Below are 21,882 nucleotides of genomic sequence, written 5' to 3'. Positions count from 1 at the left end.
GTTAAAACTTCCTATGTATGGGGTGGGAGTAATTTTTTCTATGGGCTTTAACGACATACCCAACACCGTCAGACTGCACTGTAACAGCACCCATCAAATCCGTTCGAAAAATTGTAATCCTGTCTCGTCGATACCGCTGTAAAACCGGCATGCAGGGGAATTTATGCCTGTTCATATATCCGCACGATATTATTACGCCGGCCGGACTTACTTTATCAAGGAAAATTTTACTTGAACTGGAGCAACTGCCATGATGGGGCGCCATAAGGATATCGGCTTTGAGATTGAAATTTTTTAAATGGGTCAGTTCTCTTTCTCTCGTCTGCTCAATATCGCCTGGAAAGAGCATGGAAAAAGATAAAAAATCAAGTCGGGTAACCAGACTGTTGTTATTACGGTTACCAGCTAAACCAATACTTTTTCGGCCAAAAATTTTTACCTTGACCTGATTCCATGAAAACCTGATGGGATCAGGGCCCGGAACATGAATCTTGATCTTTTTTTTTTCAGCGATATCCATGAGTCTTTTAAAAAAAACAGATGAAGAGCTATCATTATTTTTTATCCATTGTCTGACCTTGAAATTTTCAAAAATAAAAGGCAGTCCATTCATATGATCAGAGTCCGGATGTGTCAGAATCACGGCATCAAGTGCCGGAATCCAGTTTTTCCACAAAAAGGGCCCCACAATATACCGGCCGGTGTCAAACGTAGAACGTCCGCCGAATCCGCCGGCATCAATGAGCATGGTTTTTCCGTCAGGTGTAATAACAACAGCGGCATTGCCCTGCCCGACATCCAGGGTATGGACCACAAGTTTTCCCGGACAAAATCTTTTTAAGATCCCCTGGCCTGTGGATACGATACCGGCCGCAGTCAGAAGAAAGGCCAGGTATATGGCCTCTTTATTTTTTTCCATGATTGCAAATCCAAGACAAAGTATCAATGCATAATAAATGAAAATTTCAATCGGCCGTGGCGTGATGACCCTGGCCCAGGTCCATTCAAAACTTGCAATCCAATGAATGACCTGAAGGCAATGAGAAAGAATATGAATATCTAAAGTTAAAAAGAGATGGGCAAGCCCAGGCCCAAAATCCATAGACAGCAGTCCTGCCAACCCCAAAGGAAGGCATAAAAAACCGATCACAGGAATCATGACAAGGTTGGTCGTCATCTGGACCATGGAAAACATATTAAAATAAAACGCTGTCACAGGGGCTGAGCCAATCCCTGCAAATACGGTTGTCAGAATGGTTAAACCGATTTTTTTAATCCATTTATTTTCAGGCATGCCCAAGGTTCTCCCAAGAAAAATAAACCCTGAGATAATAAAAAAAACACAGGTAAATGAGAGTTGAAAAGAGATGGAAAACAAGGCCCCGGGATCAATCAGAAGAATCAAACTTGCGGCAACGTAAAGGGTGTTTAAGGGATCTTTTTCCTTTTCCAGGAGAAAAGAGGTTAAAAAGACCGCTGCCATGATCAATGCTCTCTGGGTAGATGGTGAGAATCCGGCAAAAAAAGCATAGGCACTCAAAGGCAAGAGCGTGAGAACGCCGGCTGTTTTTTTTGCATGGCCGGTTATGACAAAAGCCGGTTTCCGGTTTAATATAAAGACGAAAATAGAAAAAAAACCAAGTCCGACCAGAGACATGTGCAAACCTGAAACAGCCAAAAGGTGTGAAAGACCGGCTTTAGAAAAATTATCACGGGTTTTTTCATGAATCATCTCTTTTTGCCCTGTAACCAGGGCTGCAAGCACAGCCCGGGCCTGGCTGGAAAAAAAATCGGGCGGACTTTTATCTGTGTTTTGGGCGGCTTGGGCAACATGGTTTGAAAAGCGGTCCCGGGTCTGTTGCAAAAATCGCATGCCCCCGGCAAAAAAACTGCGGTTAAGCTTGCCTGTTTGCACAATGGTGCGTGAATCGGCATAAATGCTCCCGGTTATACCTTTAAGACGCATCCTGAATTTATAATCATACCCACCCGGGTTGGAAAAATTACGTATCGCCCTGATTTTTGAAGTCACAATAATGTGTTCACCAAAAAGCAAGGGTTTTGCAGCTTGTTTTAAAGAATCATGATACACGGTTAAAATCAATTTTCCAACAGCTGTGTCAGTACCGATATGGGCGCAATTTACAGTGTATCTGGTTTTATATTGATATTTTTTAGGAAGAGAATTAATTACACCTGAAATTCGGTGAGATTCGCCATTGCAAAACCGGACAACATGCTGATCAGAATAATCAGGGGCGCAGATGCCTGCCATGCGAAATAGTGTCAAGCTAAACGCGGCAATACATGATAGAAAAATAAATTTATCAGGTTTGGATAAAATAAAGATAATGGCGGCAGACAAACACACCACGATAAAAGACGTCCAAGGCGAAACCGATGTCCAACACCCCGCGACGCCACCGGTTACAAAGGACAGAAGAACAAAGAACATTGGCGCAAGTGTTAACCGATGCCGAATGTTCATTTATTTATGCGCTCCTTAGATAAGGCCCATAATCAAAATAAACGCTCCCATATGGTTTGCCTTTTCATCCGTCTTCTTCGTTGTGACAATGAGTACATATTTCAATATGCTCCCATTGCTACGCCTTGAATACGAATGAAAATTCTAAACCATATTTTGGAAGATTTTATTCCGATCATGGGCCTAAGAAATTTTTCAGGATGAGATTCTTTTAATATCTGCTCCCAGAGCTTCAAATTTCTTTTCAATGGTCTCATAACCCCGGTCCATATGATAAACACGGCTGATAACCGTGGTGCCTTGTGCAATTAAGCCTGCAATCACAAGGGAAGCACTGGCACGAAGGTCGGATGCCATAACAGGTGCCCCCTGAAGATGGGAGACGCCCCGGACATTAGCGATATTCCCGCCGGAAATTTTAATATCAGCACCCATGCGCATCAATTCATTGGCGTGGATAAACCGATTTTCAAATATGGATTCATGAATCATGCTGTTCCCTTGGGAGACGGTCATCAGGGCCATGAACTGGGCCTGCATATCCGTAGGAAATCCAGGGTACGGCAGGGTTTTTATGTCAATATTTTTGATGATTTTGCTGCCTTTAATATGTATCTTGTCCTCAAAAATGTCAACAATCGCCCCTGTAGCCTTCAGTTTACTGATAACACCGCCTAAATGATCCGGCACACACTCTCGGATAACCACATCGCCCATAGTCGCTGCCGCAGCCACCATAAAAGTGCCGGTTTCAATCCGATCCGGTATGACACGGCAGATCGCGCCATGAAGGTGGCTCACACCATCAATGGTGATAATGGGCGTACCGGCACCACGGATGTCTGCCCCCATCTGGTTTAATGCATCTGCCAGACATACGATTTCAGGCTCTCGCGCTGCATTCCTCAGGGTAGTTTGCCCTTCGGCTAGAACTGCGGCCATCATAAGATTTTCCGTACCGGTCACAGTGGGGATGTCAAAATAGATTTCATTTCCGATCAACCCTTCTTCGGCATTTGCTTCAATATATCCGCCGGCAATTGAAATGGTGGCACCCAGCGCTTCAAGACCGGAAAGATGCATATTTACAGGACGGGCACCAATGGCACACCCCCCGGGCATGGAAACCTTAGCCCGACCGAACCTTGCCACAAGCGGACCTAATACCAGAATAGAGGCACGCATCTTTCTAACCAGTTCATATTCGGCCTCTATTTTATCGATTCCGGACCCATTAACAGTAAATGTATGACCTTCAAATTCACAGGATGCCCCAAGATCTTCAAGAAGCATAAGTATTGAAGAGATGTCCTTCAAGCGGGGTACATTTTTAAACGTGGATACCCCATCCACGAGAATACTTGATGCAATAAGTGGAAGCGCAGCATTTTTGGCGCCGCTGATAAAGACCTCCCCTTTTAGCTGCCGGCCCCCATTGATTTGTATTTTATCCATTAAATAATTTCATTCCTGATTTGAAAGGAGAATTAATCGTTGATAAGCGTACTGATACTCGATCATCAAGTGATAACATTCTAAAATTAATATCTTAACTATTTATAAATATTGGCGTCTTTTAGCATATAATTTTACGTTTTAAAACATGTTTTGATGTAAGATATTTTATTTTTAACGCACCCCGAGAATGAATACGCAGTACTACGGCCTGTGTAAACGCTGTATGTGGAGTCTGTTTAACAACATGTAGCCTTGCAAGTTTTCGAAAGTATGCGTACTATCGATAGGCTGATTCTATTATAAATGTAGGATCAAAAAATTTTTTTTGATCCTGATGTAAATTTTTTAGCTTTGACTTTAGAAAAGTTATGCAAAATAAATAAGGGTCCAGTGATAAAAACCGTACTTGTTACAGGTGCAACAGGTTTTCTTGGTCAAATTATATCAAGGGATTTGTGCCAAGATGGTTATCAAGTTATTGGAATCAGCCGGTCAAAAATCCCAAAGCAAGAGACCCTAAAAAATTTTGAATACATCAGAGCCGACATTTCAGATACAAAAACGCTGGCTAAAATATGTAATGACAGGCAACCGGATGTTATTGTCCATTGTGCAGGAATCGCCCACCAAAGGATGTTACATCCCCTACCAGATATCTTGTATGATAAAATTAATCATTGGGCATCCATGAATCTTGCTAAGATTGCCGGAAAAGCCAATCCAAATCTTTATTTTATTTTTTTGTCTTCAATCTGCGTATATGGTGAAATCGGCTGCATTAATTTTAATGAGACGAACCAATGCAATCCGACAAGTTCGTATGCAAAAAGCAAGTTAGCGGCGGAAACGATACTTAAAGTCTTGTTTCAAACCAAATGTATCAGAAAACTGGATATTCTCAGATTAGCGCCGGTTTATGAAACAGACTGGCGCCTAAATTTAGAAAAACGGATCTGTGTACCTGGAAATTGGTTTTATTTCAAATATGGTTCCGGCCAACAAAAACTTTCTATTCTTGCTCGAAAAAACGTGGTTGATTTCATCCGATTCCGTATTAAAGCTGACAATTCAAACCACGCATGCAGTATTATGAATATTTCCGATTTTGAGCCTTGTTCTTTTAATGATATGATCCGCCTTATGAATTCAAAATCAATTGGCCATAAGAAACCTGTTTTTACAGTCCCATTTAAATTAATTAATATAGCAAGCCAAATAGCAAAATGTTGTTTTCCCACTAAAAAACAGTTTATTTCTTCCTGCCACCATAAACTTGTCCGGGACATCGTAATCAATAATCAACGCATGTTGGAAACAGGATTCAAGCCCAGGCACACAATAACAAACACATTTAAAACAAAATAAAAATGAAAGAAATTACATTAATATTTTTTTGCTTTCTTTTAGGCCTTGCAGGAGCTTGGGCGCTGATCTGGTTTGGGGAAAGAATCGGCATGCTGGATCTTCCAAACAAAAGAAGTTCCCATAACAAAAAAGTCTGCAAAGGAGCCGGCATCGGCCTTCTTTTTGCTATTTTGGTTGCGTCCTTTTTTTTAAAAATAACTCATTTTTTATGGTTCCCATCGCTGGCTATTTCTGTTGCAAGCTTCTGGGGTGGGGATCGATACAAACTTACTGCAAAACAGCGTTTATGTGTTCATTTGGGTTGCAGCTTATACTTTCTTTTATTTTTATCTGAAACCATAAAAATGGGGGTGGGGTATTTACTGATCATTCCTATCGTCTTATTTATTGTAGGTACCTCAAATTTTTACAATTTTATGGACGGAATTGATGGCATTGCAGGTATAACCGGTTTAATTGGTTTTCTTTTGCTGGCAAATTACGGTAAACGCATCCATGCAGACCCCAATTATATTACTTTTTGTATTTGTATCTCGGCCTCTTGCATCGGTTTTCTTTTTTTTAATTTTCCAAAAGCAAAAGTCTTTTTAGGGGATGTCGGCAGCATACTAATCGGTTTTGTTTTTTCCTGCTTAACCATTTTAATGTCCAATTCTATAATGGATTTTTTAATTATGGCTGGATTTTTGTTTCCATTTTATATTGATGAGATATCTACAATGCTAATCCGCTTAAAAGAGAGAGAATCGCTTATTGTTGCTCATCGACGACATATATATCAATTACTGGTTAATGAAATGGAAATGCCTCATTGGGTTGTTTCAGTAGGATATGGAGTTTTTCAAGCTATTTTAGGCTTATCATTAATAGCAGTTAAGCCTTCAGGAATATCGGCTGTTTTTTCAATTTACTTCATATATTCAATGTTATTTATAATAATATCTCTATTTATCCGTTATAAAGCTCATGCTTCTAAATACCATTAAAAATGGGGACGATGAAATACTTTTAAAACCAAAGGCATGTTATCATAATCCCAAAATGTTACATGGTGCGCTTCTTGGCATTCGCAAGTTGGGCCTCTTGATCCAATTTCTGCTTTAGTGCTTTATAATCCCTTTCATAAAGCGTTTTATAATGCTCGACATCCCGGGTTATGACCGGCCGGCAAACAATATCCTCAAAGGAACACATTGCTAACAACGCTTGCTGCCAATCCAGATCCATGGATTCCAGCATTTGAATCTGCCCCGCAGTTCTTTCTCTCTCAGAAAGAACAGTTTTTTCTGACTTTAACAATCGTTTTAACTCTTTTTTTTCTTCCCCCCACTCCCCGTATGCTGAAAATATTTTTTCTGCGCTTTTCCTGGAAAACTGAAAGGCTGTTGTTGTAACACTGGGATCTGCCCCAAGTTCAAACAGGTGCCGGATAAACTGCCAGTAAGGAGCTTTATTGAAGGCAAGCTGGTTGGTTCTCAATAAGAGATCCAAAATAAGATCAGGCTGGGTCTCATGGGCCCTGAGATTTAACTCATCAGCATCGAAAACAGGGGTTTCAATTCCAAGCTGGTTTAGTAACCCTAAAAAGCCTCTACTGTGTTACTGTTTTTTACAGCCTCATCATAAGAAATAACATGGACATTATCTTTTGAAAATGTATTTTCCCAATCTTCAATAATGCTCTGATAGTTAAAATTTCTGCGTTTACTTTTGATTCCGATGGAATCATTTTTTCGGATCAAAAAATCTGTAAACAGGTCGGCCGTGCAACAAACCCTGGGCAAAGATTTGATGGCGGTACGGTAGATAGATCGAACCGCATGGATATGATTTCTTAAAAACAGCACAACGTGGATGTCGGCACAAAACCAGTCACAGACCTCTTTTAACTCTTCCAGCTCAGAATGGAAAAAGAAAAGCTCGCTTGAGAGTACCATGGTCTGCCAGTCTTTGCTTTCCATCTCCTTGTAAAGATCTTTCCAGGATTTTACGAAAATCTGAGGGTCATCTGAGGATGAAATCGCTGAGAAATAATGCTGGTTGGCCCTGCGGGCAGATGCCGGGTAGATAGTCTGCTTTTGTGAAAAGGCATCTTGATTTCTGGCAAAAAAACCTTGAAGCGCTGTGGTGCCGGTTTTGGGCATGCCAATATGCAGAATCATTTTCTTTCCTTCAGGCATAGAAGATATTCCTTTCGAATGCAGGATAATCAGCGATTATGATATCTTGTTTTAACTGTTAACGATAAGCTATAATACCTTTTTTTCGTAGGCTTTCAAAACAGTATCCACTTCTCCTGAAGCCATGACAATGCCTTTTTCAAGCCAGACCGCCCGGTCACAAAGATCCCGGATAGTATTCGAGTTGTGAGAAACCAGAACAACGGTCTGCTCTGATTTTATTTTCTCTCTCATGGCGTTGGCAGATTTCTGACGAAATGCCCTGTCCCCCACCCCAAGGGTTTCATCCACCAGCAGGATATCCGGGTTCAGAATATGGGCAATTGAAAAGCCCAGTCTTGCCCTCATACCGGCTGAATAGGTGCGGACCGCATCATCAATGCGTCCTCCTATACCCGAAAAAGAAATAATCTCATCCAGCTTTTCTTCAAGTTTCTTTTTTGGAAAACCCAAGGCAAGACCGGATAGAACCATATTGTCACGCCCGGACAGTTCATTCATAAAGCCTGCCTGAAGAGCCAGTAAAGAAACACTGGCCCCATAATTTATAACCTCCCCTCTATCCGGCTTGATGATCCCTGAGATCAGGGTCATGAGTGTTGATTTACCGGCCCCGTTTCGTCCTATCACCCCGATGGATTCACCTGAAAAGATGTCAAAACTGACATCCTTTAACGCCTCAAATCTTTTTTTTTTGAAGATGGAACGGTTCCTGTTATATATCACACCCACATTCCGAATAGATATTAGCAGTTTCCCTTTTCGCTTTTCTTTTTCCCCTGCCAGACAAACCGATTCTGTATTCTCTATTTTCATCAGACAATCCGCGGCAATTGAAACTCTAATTTTTTTATAATCTGACTTACGACCAATGCCATGACAACCCCTGATCCGCCAATATAAACAAGCGACAACCATTCAGGGAAACTTCCTTGCAGTATGATAAGCCTGTACTGCTCCAACAATTTTGCCAGGGGATTGAGCATAAAGAGGTCGTACTTGGGATTTGACGGCTTTACTTCAAACAGGATTCCAGACAGAAAAAACAAGGCTGTCATTAATGAGGAAATTATGTAGGAAATATCCGGTATAAAAGGAATAATACATGCCATGACAAGTGTTATCCCGTAAATAAATAGAAACTGGGCAAAAATAACCCCTGGAAGAGCTGTCCATGAAACACTTAAATACCCCTGAGTAGCCAGATAGATCAGCAATGTTAAAAAAACCACAAGAAATTCAATGGTCCGGACAAGGGAGGTAATGGTCGGAAATATTATTTTAGGCAAATAAAGCTGCTTTATCAGGCGTCCTGAGGCAGAAATACTGTTCCCCCCCTGGGTAAGTGTTTTAGAAAACCAGGTAAAAGCGATGATGCCAATCAAAAGAAATGAAGTAAAATCCTCCGTTCTGCGATGGATCAGATAAACAAACACAAAATAGTAAACAAACATCCTCATGATGGGCTCAAGCACCATCCATAAAATTCCCAGATGATTCCGGATTGTTTCTGACAACAACTTTGCCCGGACACTGTATAAAATATACTCTCTGTAATTCCATAATCCCATATTCATCAGTCTGTCATATCAACAATATAAACGTTTGATTACGGACTGGTAATGCAAACCTGCCGTAACCCAAATGTTCTAGTTTAAATCAAATCCCGAACAAAAGGTTTCCTTTTTGAAAGTACGGATTGAAGAAATTTTTTATCAACTCCTTCATAGGCTTGGTAGAATGCTCTCACCACGTCTTCCTGTACCATCTCCTCTTTGGGACTAACTCTATAACTTTTAAAATTCTCCTGGAATTCAATTCCCAGGTTTCTGTAGGTGCTTTTCTGGAGAGGGACGCAAGTTCCGTCAAGGCCAGTTCTGTTGCTGAATTCTTCTTTTAAAAACGCAATTCCAAGTTCCTGAAAAATTTTGGTAGCCAGATAGTTGAACACAGGTTTCCGTGGGTGATTGAACTGGTTAAAAAGCTTTATGGTTTTATAATTATCCTCAATAAACTCGGAGATGGTAAAGCTGATGCGATGCACACTTTCCCGATGCTTTAATTCTTCTAACCCATGGTTGGCAAAAGAAAGACTCAGTTCTTTTGGGTAAAGAGTTTCAGAGTTAATTATTTCAAGAGTCTTTTTAACTGAGTTTCCCTTTAAAAAGGACCCCACAATAATGAAATCATGAACCCGGTTCAATACAGACTTAATATTCATGGCATCCAGATGAGGAAAATAGGCATTAAAATACAAGGAGGGGAAAAAATATATCCTTGCATTTTTTTTTGCATATTTCAGCATCTCATCAGTATCAAGCTCTTTGGGGCGTCTGCCAGGGGAAGTCTGTCTGCTTATCATTGATTTTACCCCCCCAAATGTTTGCTTTATCTTGTCTGTCACCCCTGATGAAATCGGCTGGCAAATAATCAGATCGGCTTTGGCAAACTGCTCTCGAACATGACTGATATCATTTTCACGCAAGGTCTGCACCGGCTTGATCAACTGATACTCATACTCTTCTTTAAACGCCTTTGCTTCAACCAGGGTCTTTGCAAGTGCAGGGCCCTGGCAATTGGCATAAACAATAAATTTTTTCATCTATTTTCTTCTTCTATGGTCGTGTTCAACAATCAGTAAATACCATCAGATTACCGTTCTTTTCTCCAAAAAACACCTGTCCAATCAACCGCCTGAATTTTCTCTTCAATGCCATACTTATTTCGGAAATCTGTGACAGCTTTTCTGCAGGGTTCCAGGGCACCGTAGTCATCAACAATAACAAAACCACCCGGCTCTACCCGGGGATACATGTTTTCAAGAACAACCATGGTGGAGCTGTATAAATCACCGTCAAGACGCAGTAGTGACAGGCTGTCAACCGGAGTTGATTCCATAGTATCTTCAAACCACCCCGGCAAAAATTTCACCCGCTCATTGAGAAGCCCGAACTTTTCAAAATTTTCTTGCACAACTTCCATGGGAATTGCCAATTTAGTGTCCAGATATAAATCCACCCCCTTGTCCTGGGGCAATTTAGGCTCCGGCACACCCATAAAGCTGTCCGCAACCCATACTTTTCGGTCTGCAGCATCATAGGCTTCAAGCATTCCATTCATGAAAATGGTGCACCCGCCTCTCCACACCCCGGTCTCCATGAAATCTCCCGGTATATTATCCAAAAGAATTTTCTGAATACAGGACTCCACATTCTCAAGGCGCTGTTTACCGATCATGGTCATCGGAAAACCAAATATCCTCTCCCGGTAATGTTCCTTTCCATCAAAGACAGATTTGAATGACCGATAGAGCTCCGGTTCATACTCATGTATTTTCAAAAGGTGTTCCAAGTCGTATGGGCAGCTTGTGTCCATCTGCTTCAACAAATAAGAAATTCTCATCCCGTTCTCAAAATACAGTTCATTAAGAAGGGATTTCTTTAGCAGATCAATATAGAGTTTTTTACATTTATCCATTTTTCACCATTATTATTTTATGCACAGGGGTAACCATAAGCTTTCAAATCCAGGTCATACTCCTCCATCAGTTTTGCATTTCCCTCCCCGTAATACTCAAGAATAAAGCTGGACTGAAGTGGGGCAAGGGATTTTCTCGGGGGGGCTGAAAATTTATTCATAACATTTGAAACAACCCCATGAAACCCGCTGCTATATACTCCGTTATAATAGGCAGCCTTGGCCATGGGCAGCTCCTCATTCACTATTTTAAAAAAATTTAGATATGCTTTTTTCACAATCCGTTGGTATTCGATCGTTGATTTACTTTGGCGAATATTTTGTTTTTTCCAGGCCAGCAGCCTGCTGGTTTCTTCTGAATCAATTCCGACAAAATTTGACAGGTGTATTGAAAATTTTTCAGGCTCTTTGATTAGCCATTCAAACGGTAGAATACATATATTTTCTCTGCCAAAAACCTTTTCATAGGCTTTTACCACATCATAATATTTAGGCAGATTCAAAGGCTGGTTGGTCTGATTCAATTTTTCCCCGGAACAGGCCATCATTTTATCAAACCATTTATCAAAACGGTCATTAAGTTCAAGGTTTAAAAATTTCCAATAATAGGCACTTACAAGTGAGTCATATTGGGAGCGGATTGTTAATATAATTTTTGCGTCACCAAAAACCTGCCAAATTCTCCTTGGAACCGCCCATCTCCGGGGGGTTGCATAACTTAACTCTTCCAATGAGACCACGTTCGGTTTCTCATCGGAACAATCCGGAAGAATACAGTTCTGGACGATTTGCTTTGCATCGTTTTCATTCCAGTCTTTTTTAGGCTGCCGCCATAAATTCATAAACAGTCCGGCCCGCTGATATATTTTTTTTTCTTTATTATTTTTAAACAACACAGATTTGCCTAAATACCGTATACCGCTGTGGTTCAAAAAAACATTATCCTGCAAGGTTGTCGTGGCTGTTTTGGGAAAACCGACATGAATATAATAGTCCATATTGCTATACTACCCCATTGGGTATCCATATTTTTCTAATTCTAAATTATAATTTAGCGCCAATTTATAATTACTTCTTCCGAAAAACTCCGTAATAAACTGACGGGACTCATCATCCATCGCCACCTGGTTCTGTGGAAAAATTTGATTCAGTCTATGAACAATTTTTTTATTTAATCCATTTCCGCATGATATAACATCTCTTGCTGACTTTTGCCTTCCCCAAAGCCATCCAAGCTTAGTGTAAAGCCTAATATAAGCAATCGATATTGCAGATGGTCTTACATTGACCGGTTTTTCATCAAATATTTGAATCAATTCGTTTGAATCAACCCCCGCAAAATTACCCAGGTTACGGCAGAGTCCTTCTTTATCCTTTGCCATAGCCTCGATAGGAATGACGATTACATTGTCTTTCCCAAACAACTGGCTGTAGGTTTCAATCACCTCATAATATCGGTACTGCCTCAAGAAAAAATCGTCGTAGATATCATTATAAACAAGTGAGGACGCTTTTATCCATTTATTAAAGGTATTAGGAATTGCCAGCTTAGTAAATCTGAGCCAGAAAAATGCAGAAACCAGAAGTGTATACTGGCTTCGCACGGTAAAAAGAATTTTTGCGCCGGGCATTAAGCTTTTGAGTCGCTCTGCAATGACAGCCCTGTCCGCATTGCATGCATAACTCAAAGATTCATCGCTGATTGTATTGAGAAATCCTTTTTTAAATCGGTATTTTCTTATTTTTTCAAGACGATGGACCGCTTGATTTTTATCAAAGTCAATGGTGTCTTTTCCGGCAATATCCCGCATTAGATCAGCAGACTCATAACATATTGATGCAGGCAGATCATCGCGCCAGTATTCTCTGCCAATATGATTGATCCGGCTGTGATGACTAAAAACGACATCCTGCATAAAGGTGGTCATCGCCTTTGCAAATCCAGGGTGTATGAGGATATTGTAATCGTATTGATCAGACATGTATTATTTTTCTGCTTTTGGGGCAACCTCGTTTACAAGGGAAGCAATAAATTCAGGTGAAAACGCTTCATCCCAGTTTCTATTCCAATTCACCCCGAATCCTTCAATTCTGGCTTCAATATCTTTTGACTTTTCTGCTGCCTGCCCCATCGTATGAGCAATACTTTCAACTGATAGTTTGCACGGCAGAATATTCTTGGATATCCGTTTTATCACATCCGCATCTCTGTGACGATACTCGTTTGTAACAACAACCATTCCGGCAGAGGCCATTTCAAAAGGGAGAATACTTGGATGAGGGGCCATCATAAGGGAGACCCCCACATCAAACCCTTTTATGAACTCCTCATATTCTTCCTGAGGCACCCTGTGAATAATTTTCATTTTATGTCCCTTATCCAGTTTCACTTCGTAGTTTTCAGCAAAGGTGCCAATACCCCAAAACTCCCAAGCCCCTTTAAAAAATCCGTCACGAATTGCCTGGGTTAAAGCCAGCATGCCTAGCGCATAGAGATTTCTACCTGCATGTCCTTCCGGCCGGGCATAAAATAAAAATTTTCTAACAAGCCTGTTAACTAATACCTGTTGATCCGGTGGGGCAATATCTGCGATGGCGTGCTCAAATACAAGACTTGTACAGGGGCTGTCTGCGCCACTGTTATCATAATCCTTACTGTAAACACCTAGCGCCTCCTTTACAAAATGATGCCTAAGAATCTCAGTGTTGAACACAGGGATATGGGGAAGGGTATAGGCAGATTCAAGAACCGCTCTGATTGAATTTTCTTCATGAAAAATCGGCTCATATTCCTGAATGAAAAAAATAAATTTTTTAAAGGTTGTTTGCTGAACCATCTGATTTGCAATGAGACCTTCCCACCCTGAGTAAGCGATGAACCGATCATTGTCAAAGGCAGATATAGGGAATGTTTCATTGTGGTGATCAATATTCTCAAACTCTGAAGCTGAAAAAATTTTCACTAACTCTGGTTTATGCTGCCAGCTGTCGATCAATTTTCTCTTTGTCATCCTTGAATCATCACAAACAACAAAGCGTATGGGATATCCGTTTTCAAATATCCTTCGCACCAGATGCAGCAGGCTGATATACCCGCCAAATACAATATCCGGATCCAGGCTTGGGACAAGGATATTAAACCGCATTTGTCCATTCTCCGAAACCAGATTTTCAATGGGAATGGTTCGCAGTTTATAGGCGAGCACACGATATTGGTCAAACCCAACCGGTTTAGTAATATTAGGATATTTTAACTCAAGCCTTAACCGTTTTTTATTTTTGAGCAGCTTCAGATACTCCTTGCATCTTGCCAAAACAAGTGAAACTCGCCTTTTCGTACGGAATAAAACCCTTAAAAGCAGAAGAGGAGAAAAAACTACGGCAAAAGGCGCCACAACGATCCACTTTGATTTGTTTTTGACCTGTTGGAGCCGGCATGCATAATGTACTATTCTATAGGATAATATTTCTTGCAGTCGATTGTTTTCTGACAATACATTTCTGTTCAGATTATAAAGATGAGTGATTTTCTCTCTTTGCTCAGACATCTGATTTTTTAGACGGATTTCTTCTTCAACCTTTTTTTGCAACTCATTTTCAAGCACCTTTTGAGAAGATTTAAATTGCTTCAGCTCATAAAGGAGACGATTAATATTATCTCTACCAGATTTTGCCCCTCTCTTTATATGTCCTCCGAGCAGGCCCATCTCGTTGGAGGCGATTCCGTTGATGGACAGAAAACGAGTCTTAAAATTTAATTCTGAGAAGATCTCTGCCGCATCAAGTTCAACAATAATACTGGGGTCTTTATCATCAAATATAATGATATTATCGGAAAAATATTGACCGCTGTGCTGATGTATTGGCAGGGCTTTTTGCATTTCATTTCCACGAGATAAAATACCTCGGATCTCAATCACTGAGGTAACCTCACATGGCCTGAGCCGAATCATTATCGGCCCTTCCAACCTTGCAAGAGAGACACGTATATCAACTTCATGGCCTTTGATTTCATACAGCGGTTTGATACAATTTTCGGGCACATATTTCTCACCTGGCCTGGTCCAATAAACCATGGGATCAATGAAGTTCATCTGCTGTTCAAAGGAATTATGTTTCGCAATACGGATAACAGGCTCTGAATAGGTATCATCTTCTGCAGATTTTTTTTTCATGTGAAAAATGAACTGAAAAACATCCCCATACGCCTTATTTAACACCTCATCAACCAAATCTTCCGGCAAATTTTTGTAATTTTTGTAATTTTTGTAAACTTCTGTCTGCTCTATGGCCCTATAGGTGGCGCGGGCTTCGCATAAGAATAGATCAGAATGTGTGCAGAGATCTTTTGCCGACTCAAAAGTGAAAAATCTTAAATGCGTTCTGTCGAGTAGTCCAGTGTCATTTAAAACAAACTGATCTTGAATCAACCCGAGCACTACAGCGCTGTGCGCAGCATTTGGCAAAGAAACAATGAGACTACCACCGTCCTTGAGAAGGCGAACCGACGGGTCGATAATACCCCAAGGATCCTTCAAATGCTCAAGCACATCAGCAAAAATAACATAATCAAAATTTTTTTCTGAAAAATAATCAATCCATTTTAAATCTTCTATATCTGTTGAAAGAGCATCATCACTATATTGCTCAGCTATGGGGAAAAAAGTTTCATCCATCTCAACAATACTGACATGACACCCTAATTCCTCCTTCAGATATCTAGTCATACACCCTGGGCCGGGGCCAAATTCGAGCACCGTGCTTCCATGCTTAATTTCCCGTAGAATTACGGCATGTGCACTTTTGTCATCGTTAATATCAATTAATGAAGAATATTTTAAATTATTAATAGTCAATTATTAGGCCTCTTTTGATATCTTTTTCTTTGAAACTCCAGGGTATAGGATGCTCCAATCGGTTATAATACATTTATTATTTTTGTCACTGGTTATCTGAATTGGGCTCATCAATGCGTTTTCAGGTAAATCAAAGAAAATCTCGCTTTCCCCTCCCATAAGAAGGGCAGTGCGATAGCCTTTTATGATCCTTCCATCAACCTTAATCGTGTATCGCAAAATAAGATTTGACTGGGCTTCTGAGTTCACTTTAAAGGTCAAACTATATTTTCCCTTTTCTTCCACAAATCGGCGAAGTTTTATTCCCTTTTCCTTTGATAAATTTGTGATAAGTGTACCGTTTTCATCGATTTTTATTCCTCTGGGATTAAAAATTTTAGAGAGAAGATCTTTACCCGAACCTTTTTCCTTGATTTTGTTATTGCAAAGTCTTTCCTCCAGAGTCCTACCGTCCGGAACTGCCCAATTATGGTGTATTCTTTGGGGAATTCTTAAGCATCTTTCAACCATAATCCAGAGTACAAGATCAACATCGTATTTTGATACCAAGCGGGTCATTTCTTTACCTGGAGCCTGTGCCCATGCGCAATAGGTTGTTTCTCCAAAACTTAAATTTAAATACGGGCTCATATTGGTCGTGAAGGAGTCCCTCAAAATCAGAACCTTTAAGCCATTGGGATACAGCGAAGTGTTTCTAATTGTCTTAATGGCCTGTTTCCCAATTTTCAGCCGATCAGTGTTCACGCTATGATACTGTCCATTGTATCCTTTTATCTTTAGGTCACGATCCAACTTTTCATAAAATTGTACAGCTACAGCTTGGTCTTCAAAGTCATCATTTCGAAGACCTATCATTTGAGGAAGAGAAACCCCTTTGGTTGGCCAAATTTTTGTTTCAAACCCAGCCTGCCCGATTATCTTAAGGCGATCATCCCCTATGTGGATACGAAGATATTCCATAAGTGATCTATACCCAATATACGCTCCGTAATCATTCCAGTGAGAATCGGTTTTAAAAAAAGTAGGGGCATGCTTTTTCGCACGTCTAACGGACTCAGTCGTGTCAACAAAATCAAAGCTATTCTGGCCAACTCTTTCTATCAGTTGCAGCCTTCGGGTCATTTTCCCTTTTGTATCAGCCCAGTTTGGAAGATATTCCGGGTAAATATTATTTTTATCCGGAGCAATAACAAATACCATTGGTATACCACGGGCCGCCAACCATTTACTCCGTCTCTCTATGGCCTTAACATACCAATCAATTTCATTTGCTGCAAACAGATCCCTGCCAAGAGATTGATTTAAGGTGTTGGCCCAACGATTTCCTAAAAAGAGCCATCCTTCTTTTCCTATTATTACTTTAGATGGATTTGGAGAGGCCGCCAGGCTTATTTTTAAAAGACCGTTACCTCGTATCAGAATACTTCTTAAACCGAAACTATCATTAAACCAACTTTCGATTTTACGCGGATAGAGTTTTATCTGTTTTTTTGAAGTTGGAAAATCCGGCCAAGGATTTTTATCTCTTTGTTCAAAACGTTTTATCATACCTGGAGAGGTAACAAACCAACCCAATAGTCCAAGGGTTAAAGGGAGAAATAACAGCGATAAGAGTATCAAAAAGATTCCGGTCTTGTATTTAGTTTTCATCTTGATATGTTTTAATCAAAATCTAAAATATAAAAAAGGATTATGAACCCCACTAGAAAGCAATATAATGCAAAGAATAAACAGGGCAACCAAATTTAAATACTGAAAAAGATCCAGAATTATCTTCCCCGAAGACATTTCCAGGGATTCAACATGCTGTTTTAAAGAGGGAAAAATAGGGATGGAAAAAATTATCCCTAATAGGCCTGCCAACAGAACATCCATCCCTAAAAACTCCTGATAAGGATAACTGGTATTCTGAAGTCCCTGAAGCCCACTCATGGCCTTTAAAAAAGCAAATACCTGTGCCATATTTTCCGATCGAAAAATTGCCCACCCGATTGAAGCGACCATTAAAAGATAACAATGCTGAAGGGCCTCTGGTAATCCCTTTAATAATTTTTTAAACCATTTGATTTGCTCAAGAATAAGAAAACTTCCATGATAAACTCCCCAAGCAATAAAAGTCCACTCAGCCCCATGCCACAAACCGCATAACAGGAATACAACCCACAAATTCCTATATCGTATCAGCTTCCCTCTTCTGTTACCACCAAGGGGTATATACAAATAATCTCTAAACCAGGTTGAAAGTGAAATATGCCATCTTCTCCAGAACTCCTGAATTGATTTAGAGATATATGGATAATTAAAGTTTTCCAAAAAACGAAACCCAAACATCATACCTATCCCGATTGCCATATCTGAATAGCCGGAAAAATCAAAATAAATTTGCAATGTATATGCAATGACTCCGACCCATGCACTTAAAAAGCAAAGTTCACCGCTCGGAATTTGATCAAAAACCCCGTCTGCTGCGATGGAAATAGTATTTGCAATAATAACTTTTTTGGCCAACCCCAAAATAAATCTACCTATACCAGCCTCCACCAGTTCCATAGTTACAGTGGGATATTTTATCTGCTCATAGATATCCCGGTATCGAACGATCGGTCCTGCAACAAGCTGTGGAAAAAGTGTTACGTAGCAGAGAAAATCCAAAAATTTCCTCGTTGCTTTTACCTTCCCAAAGTAAACGTCGATTGTGTAACTCATTGATTGAAAGGTGTAAAAACTGATTCCCAAAGGTAAAATCACTTTTTTAAACGTAAAAAAAAGTCCATCACTACCTAACAAATGGAATACAGCATCTACGTTGTCGATCAAAAAATTAGAATATTTAAAGTAAATCAGAAATGCAAGATTGGTAAAAATACTTAAGGTTAAAGCTAATTTCTGGCGATGGTCTCTATTTCCTTTCTTAGATAAAAAATCAACTTCCCGGTTCTCTGGAATCGTCTTTGCTATCATTAACCCACAAAAATAATCAACGCATGTGGAAGTCAGTAATATCCATATTAAAAAATTCTCTCCGAAAAAATAAAAGGTCAATGATGCTGTTATCAGAACCGTCTTTTTAAAGGATTGCGGAGCACAATAAAAACACAATAAAACTATTGGAAGAAATACAAAAATGAAAAACAGGTTACTAAAAACCATATCACTTTACATGCTCCATGTACTTAATCTGGAAACAATCCTTCCATGGGAGAGGATGAATTATTAATATTTCCAATATACTCTATACATTGAGTTTGACATGCAATCAATAATTTTATGGAAATAAGTTGAGTTGAAAAAAAAAAGAGACTGTATCAAAGAAAAGGGGATTATAGAGAACTTAATGTAATAAACCACTGATTTTAAAAGTTTATCTTGCACGGCAAGTAAGGGGTGCAAGCAAATCAAAAGTGTGGTAATTTCATTCATGGGCAGTTTTTCCTTATAATATGTTTTGTGATGATTGCATATCATAACAGAAAAACTGCTCATTTTTCATACCCAACTTAAAATTGCTGAATTTTTTTAATTTGGCGAAGGTATTGTATAAAAAAAACGGCATCCTTCATATGATCCCAAAAGTACTTTACATTGCGTCAAGATAAATCCGAAACATCGGGAAAGGAGTGGTTAACTCCAAGAAATTTGTTAATGTTACCCAGTGGGTGCAAATCCCACCAGGCCAAAGCATAGTCGGCAGGCCTGAAGAGAAGTCCGAGGGTAAACCCGGTAACGGGAGTCCTGAGCCGGACGTGATCGAGGATACAGGCCCTGTATTGAGCTTCGAAAAACTTATTTTTGTGGTCACTGGATAAACTCTTTCCAAAGCGGAACATATTACCGAGGATCAGACAGTCAAGTTGATCGGGAAGGTGGGGAAGTGACGTCCAAGCGACCCACTGCAGGGAAGGTGAAGCAGGACATAACGTTTATACGGGAGAGCGCTATGGGAGATACTCCGAGATCACAAACCATATCAACAGAATGTCGTATAATTGCGAAACAAGCCACTCACAACAGACGGTGAGCGCAGATATCACAGGGCTATTCGATATAGTCCACAATATCTGACAGCTAAGGGACAGCAAAGTTATGTGCCAAACGGGGGAACTTGTTTGGTTTCCAGCTTGGTCAAAAGAGCTGGAACCGAGGAACCGTATGCGGGAATTCCGCACGTACGGATCTGCGGGGGAGGCGTTGAGTAATCAATGCCTCTACCCAGACTTTTTGAATGGAGGTTCCCAAAAAATGGGGGTCGGCATCTGGAAAGTGTAAAGCGGGAAATGAAGGATGCCAAAAAAAACCACTAATGAATGCTTGACCGAAAAAGCTGTATTGACTTTGTTTGCCGTTTATCTGCATCAAATTCAGATTTTTCCATAGATTGACAGTTTCTTCGATTCCATTCGGTTTTTTATGTCCATTAGACATTATACCGATTTTTCATAAACTATTAATTTTATTGGGAAGTTGATTTTTGCAGATCTAATAAAATCAAGCACTTAGCTAAAATCGGTATAATGTCTATTCATTAAAAACAGCGTAGATACTCCTGTCTTAAACATTAAATCAGGCCATAGAGCATACCATGCACTCATATCAGATATAAGAAGCATGCGGCCTGTGGACAGGGCAAACGCATTAAGATTCGGCACGAATTTTGGGCATCCTTTATTTACCAGTTTACACTTTTTGGAGCAATCACCCTATTTTTTAGCAATCATTCCCCCAAAAAGTGTAAAGTACTTTGGGGGTGATATGAAGGATGCCGAATTTTGACTATAATCATCCAACTTTGTTTTTTCTTGGCACATATATTACTGTACAGCATTTTGCCTGAATATTGTACTTCAACTTTGGTATGATTCAGAATAATGTTCTGTATACGAAGCTATTATTAAACCAAGCAAAATGCATACCTGGAAAAACAAAAGTGGGATTACTATACTATGAATTCAGTATGTTAGAAATTCTGAACTTTGCAATAATCTCGAAAATTATCAAAGCAATATTTATAAGCTACTGAATTTATAGCATCTAAAATTTTAATGCGATTACCCTGAGCCTGTGGATTCAGCAGCGTCTCAAAGAGGAAGCCGGGAATACTCGGCAAAGCGGTCGCGCCATCGGTCGGATAATGACAGATGAGGTCAATCGTGTATTTGAAACAAATATCAACCTTGAGATTATACAGACGAAAGAAAGATAGGAGAATGCTGTGGGGTCAAATTAGCAACCCAACGAAAAACCAGTAACGGCAGGAGTTAAAGGTGCAACAAAACCGCAACCTGGTCCTGGTCCTCAATCCTGAAAAAAAAGACGGGGATTCCATTTTAAGTCTTAAAACTATAGAAACCCGCGTCTTTATTGAGTGGTACCGAAGAAGGGACTTGAACCCCCACGCCTTGCGGCACTAGATCCTAAGTCTAGCGTGTCTACCAGTTCCACCACTTCGGCAAAACAAAAAATTTTAAATTTTAACAATTCTTATAATTGGATATCAGGCAAAATGTCAAGGCTCAAATATAAAAATCGAAAATATACAAATTAAATTGAAAAGGCCCTGATAATCGTAACGATAGTCAGAGCCTTTTTAAAAAATAATCCGGCGGCGTTCTACTCTCCCACACAGTCTCCCATGCAGTACCATCGACGCTAAAGAGCTTAACTTCCGTGTTCGAGATGGGTACGGGTGTGGCCTCTTCGCCATCGCCACCGGTTACACTGGTCGGACCTGGAACTTCAGAAAGCTTTATTCTTGTCATGTTCCATGGGTCCAAATATGTAATCTGTTGTAGTAAAATCGAGCGTTGCTATGTCAATATGTTGATGCATATTTTAGTGAAATTCAAGGCGCAAGCAAAAGTTTTAAATAAGCTGTAGTTAACTACTGCGTTTTAAAACTTTTGTGAAGCAACGAAGAATTTCGCAAAATATGCGTCAACATCAAAGTATCTAAATTTATTCGTGGAAAAAAGTGGCTAAGCCTCACGACCTATTAGTACTGGTAAGCTCAACATGTTGCCATGCTTACACACCCAGCCTATCAACCTTGTCGTCTTCAAGG

General features: G+C 40.0%; 16 protein-coding genes, 1 tRNA gene and 2 rRNA genes. 2 read left to right on the top strand and 17 right to left on the bottom strand.

Annotated features, from left to right (window positions below; all coding sequences use genetic code 11):
- Position 1: 1 nt before the first annotated feature.
- Both HXW94_RS11955 and murA read right to left on the bottom strand, forming a co-directional pair.
- On the bottom strand, positions 2–2,488 hold the full coding sequence (locus tag HXW94_RS11955; protein ID WP_178367132.1) for a DNA internalization-related competence protein ComEC/Rec2: 2,487 nt from the start codon (positions 2,486–2,488) through the stop codon (positions 2–4).
- A 195-nt stretch (positions 2,489–2,683) separates the two neighbouring features.
- Positions 2,684–3,943, bottom strand: a complete 1,260-nt coding sequence (gene murA, locus HXW94_RS11950; protein ID WP_178367131.1) for a UDP-N-acetylglucosamine 1-carboxyvinyltransferase — start codon at positions 3,941–3,943, stop codon at positions 2,684–2,686.
- A 393-nt stretch (positions 3,944–4,336) separates the two neighbouring features.
- On the opposite strand from murA, the gene HXW94_RS11945 reads away from it, so the two are divergent.
- Together HXW94_RS11945 and HXW94_RS11940 are read left to right on the top strand one after the other, a co-directional pair.
- Positions 4,337–5,311 carry an NAD-dependent epimerase/dehydratase family protein gene (locus tag HXW94_RS11945; protein ID WP_218576693.1) on the top strand — a complete coding sequence of 325 codons (975 nt, stop codon included), beginning with the start codon at positions 4,337–4,339 and terminating at the stop codon, positions 5,309–5,311.
- 2 nt (positions 5,312–5,313) lie between these two features.
- On the top strand, positions 5,314–6,297 hold the full coding sequence (locus HXW94_RS11940) for an MraY family glycosyltransferase (RefSeq protein ID WP_178367129.1): 984 nt from the start codon (positions 5,314–5,316) through the stop codon (positions 6,295–6,297).
- A gap of 58 nt (positions 6,298–6,355) precedes the next feature.
- Here HXW94_RS11940 and HXW94_RS11935 read toward each other — a convergent pair whose 3' ends face one another.
- From HXW94_RS11935 to HXW94_RS11865, 15 genes are all read right to left on the bottom strand, one after another.
- Positions 6,356–6,790, bottom strand: coding sequence for a hypothetical protein (locus HXW94_RS11935; protein ID WP_218576692.1), 435 nt, complete (start codon positions 6,788–6,790; stop codon positions 6,356–6,358).
- A gap of 101 nt (positions 6,791–6,891) precedes the next feature.
- The gene (locus HXW94_RS11930; protein ID WP_178367127.1) at positions 6,892–7,473 is read right to left on the bottom strand and encodes a hypothetical protein; all 582 of its coding nucleotides are present in this window, start codon (positions 7,471–7,473) and stop codon (positions 6,892–6,894) included.
- An 87-nt stretch (positions 7,474–7,560) separates the two neighbouring features.
- On the bottom strand, positions 7,561–8,307 hold the full coding sequence (locus tag HXW94_RS11925; RefSeq protein WP_178367126.1) for an ABC transporter ATP-binding protein: 747 nt from the start codon (positions 8,305–8,307) through the stop codon (positions 7,561–7,563).
- Positions 8,307–9,068 carry an ABC transporter permease gene (locus HXW94_RS11920; RefSeq protein ID WP_178367125.1) on the bottom strand — a complete coding sequence of 254 codons (762 nt, stop codon included), beginning with the start codon at positions 9,066–9,068 and terminating at the stop codon, positions 8,307–8,309. The genes HXW94_RS11925 and HXW94_RS11920 overlap by 1 nt, the downstream gene beginning before the upstream one ends.
- Before the next feature lie 77 nt (positions 9,069–9,145).
- Complete coding sequence (locus tag HXW94_RS11915) at positions 9,146–10,093, bottom strand: WcbI family polysaccharide biosynthesis putative acetyltransferase (protein WP_178367124.1); 948 nt, start codon at positions 10,091–10,093, stop codon at positions 9,146–9,148.
- 50 nt (positions 10,094–10,143) lie between these two features.
- Positions 10,144–10,968, bottom strand: a complete 825-nt coding sequence (locus HXW94_RS11910) for a TylF/MycF/NovP-related O-methyltransferase (protein WP_178367123.1) — start codon at positions 10,966–10,968, stop codon at positions 10,144–10,146.
- 17 nt (positions 10,969–10,985) lie between these two features.
- A complete protein-coding gene (locus HXW94_RS11905) occupies positions 10,986–11,966 on the bottom strand; it encodes a sulfotransferase domain-containing protein (protein ID WP_178367122.1) in 981 nt (326 codons plus the stop codon).
- A 9-nt stretch (positions 11,967–11,975) separates the two neighbouring features.
- Positions 11,976–12,950, bottom strand: coding sequence for a hypothetical protein (locus HXW94_RS11900; protein ID WP_178367121.1), 975 nt, complete (start codon positions 12,948–12,950; stop codon positions 11,976–11,978).
- 3 nt (positions 12,951–12,953) lie between these two features.
- Positions 12,954–15,824: a class I SAM-dependent methyltransferase gene (locus HXW94_RS11895; RefSeq protein ID WP_178367120.1), complete on the bottom strand. Its 2,871-nt coding sequence runs from the start codon at positions 15,822–15,824 to the stop codon at positions 12,954–12,956.
- A gap of 3 nt (positions 15,825–15,827) precedes the next feature.
- Entirely contained in the window at positions 15,828–17,474 is a 1,647-nt protein-coding gene (locus HXW94_RS11890) for an alginate O-acetyltransferase AlgX-related protein (RefSeq protein ID WP_178367119.1), read from the bottom strand.
- 15 nt (positions 17,475–17,489) lie between these two features.
- On the bottom strand, positions 17,490–18,785 hold the full coding sequence (locus tag HXW94_RS11885) for an MBOAT family O-acyltransferase (RefSeq protein ID WP_178367118.1): 1,296 nt from the start codon (positions 18,783–18,785) through the stop codon (positions 17,490–17,492).
- A 1,161-nt stretch (positions 18,786–19,946) separates the two neighbouring features.
- The gene (locus HXW94_RS11880; protein WP_178367117.1) at positions 19,947–20,246 is read right to left on the bottom strand and encodes a hypothetical protein; all 300 of its coding nucleotides are present in this window, start codon (positions 20,244–20,246) and stop codon (positions 19,947–19,949) included.
- Positions 20,247–21,187: 941 nt separating this feature from the next.
- Positions 21,188–21,272 (bottom strand) — tRNA-Leu (locus HXW94_RS11875).
- A gap of 146 nt (positions 21,273–21,418) precedes the next feature.
- A 5S ribosomal RNA gene (gene rrf / locus HXW94_RS11870) occupies positions 21,419–21,535 on the bottom strand.
- Positions 21,536–21,792: 257 nt separating this feature from the next.
- Positions 21,793–21,882: ribosomal RNA gene (locus tag HXW94_RS11865) — 23S ribosomal RNA — on the bottom strand; the annotation flags it as partial.

The organism is Desulfobacter latus (assembly GCF_013389365.1).
Taxonomy (GTDB): Bacteria; Desulfobacterota; Desulfobacteria; order Desulfobacterales; family Desulfobacteraceae; genus Desulfobacter; species Desulfobacter latus.
Note: the sequence above shows the minus strand (reverse complement) of the source record. Positions and strands in the feature narration are given on the sequence as shown.